Source organism: Acinetobacter sp. 228 (genome assembly GCF_048147885.1).
The window spans coordinates 1-1,792 of the sequence record NZ_JAYWYV010000128.1; the positions used below are offsets into that span (position 1 = coordinate 1).

A 1,792-nucleotide genomic window follows, 5' to 3' on the forward strand; every position below is an offset into this window, starting at 1 on the left:
TAAAAATGCTGCCAATAAACCAACACAAAGCATATGCAAAGGTTTAATACCACTTAATATGAACCCGAGCATATATAAAAATGAAAGAAGCAACATGGACTGGTTCTTCAGTGCCATATTTCCGACACTAAGCAATAACATCGCATTAATAATAATGGTTAAAAATACAATGCCACATGCAGCTAAATAAAAGTGCTCGGAGAGTTTTGTAAATTTGGCAAAATCCCAGAACAATAACAGGGCAAGTGCAATATTCATTGCGCTAAGTAAGCAATGAATAAAGTCCAAAGTAATATAAGGTACCCCAATCACTAAATAGTCGGTCGGCAGGGCCAATAAAATAAAAATTAAATAAGTGAGTACACCACTTGCTAGAAACTTTGAGATGTTCTGTCTAGTTCGATCAAGATTTAAACACCAGAATTTTTTTTCCAGTTGCTTGGGCAAAGGCATGTTGGCATAACGATGGGTATGTAGAGTGACCAAATACTCGATTTCTTCTTTAGATTTGAGTAATTGATGTACATTTCCCCTATTCGCCACTAGTCGATTCCTACATATTCTGCATTAACAAAATATAACATTATTTTTTAAAGCTCCCTGCGCTTTATTTTGCCATTTGTCCGTAATTCTCGTTACCATTTTCACACTTTATCGATTATCATTTGTTTTATTTCGAAGTTTGAACTGCCTTGAACTCTATTACCCTGCTCCAGCCAGATGATTGGCATGCACATTTACGTGATGGTTTAGCATTAAAACGTACTGTTCCAGATTTGGCTAAACAATTCGCCCGCGCGATTTGTATGCCTAACCTTGTACCGCCTGTAAAAACAGTAGAAGAAGCTTTAGCTTATCGCGAACGCATTCTTGCTCATGTTCCGGAAGGCAATAATTTTGACCCTCGTATGGTGCTTTATTTTACTGACCACACTTCACCTGATGAAGTTCGTAAAATTAAAGAATCAGAACATGTAAATGCGATTAAGCTTTATCCTGCTGGTGCGACCACAAACTCCGATAATGGTGTAAGTGATATTCGTAAAGTTTATGCAGTCATTGAGCAATTAGAGGAACATCAAGTTCCGTTATTGCTTCATGGTGAAGTAACTCACAATCATGTAGATATTTTTGATCGTGAAAAACGCTTCCTAGATGAGGTATTATCACCTCTATTGAAACAGTTCCCGAAGCTTAAAGTTGTGCTTGAGCACATCACTACCAGTGATGCAGCACACTTTGTTTTAGAACAAGACCGTAATGTGGCGGCAACAATCACTCCACAACATTTATTATTTAACCGTAATGATATGTTGGTTGGTGGTATTAAACCGCACTTCTACTGTTTACCAATTTTAAAACGTCAAACGCATCAAACGACTTTACTTGAAGTGGCGACAAGCGGTAATCCTAAATTTTTCTTAGGTACAGACAGCGCTCCTCATGCACAAAATGCAAAAGAGAATGCTTGTGGATGTGCAGGCTGCTATAGTGCACCAAATGCAATTGAGCTTTATGCACAAGCATTTGACCAAGTCGGTAAATTAGAGCGTCTAGAAGGTTTTGCTAGCCATTTTGGTGCAGACTTCTACGGTCTACCACGTAATACTTCTACCATTACTTTGGTTAAAGAAGATAACCTCGTTCCAGAATCTTTTGATTATTTAGATAATCAAAAAATCATCCCGCTGCATGCCGGGAAAACGCTGCAATGGAGAAAAGTGTGACACAAGAAAACTCTGTCCCGGTCATTGGCCAACGTTTTCGTGGCTTCTTACCTGTTGTTGTCGAT

At 38.4% G+C, this 1,792-nt stretch carries 1 protein-coding gene and 2 pseudogenes; 2 read left to right on the top strand and 1 reads right to left on the bottom strand.

Features of this window, described 5'->3' with window-relative positions; all coding sequences use genetic code 11:
- Nucleotides 1-543 (bottom strand): annotated as a pseudogene (locus tag VXQ92_RS16585) (hypothetical protein); the annotation flags it as partial.
- A gap of 149 nt (nt 544-692) precedes the next feature.
- On the opposite strand from VXQ92_RS16585, the gene pyrC reads away from it, so the two are divergent.
- On the top strand, nt 693-1,727 hold the full coding sequence (gene pyrC / locus VXQ92_RS16590) for a dihydroorotase (protein WP_001084867.1): 1,035 nt from the start codon (nt 693-695) through the stop codon (nt 1,725-1,727).
- A pseudogene (locus tag VXQ92_RS16595) lies at nt 1,712-1,792 on the top strand (ribonuclease T); the annotation flags it as partial. The gene pyrC and the pseudogene VXQ92_RS16595, both read left to right, overlap by 16 nt.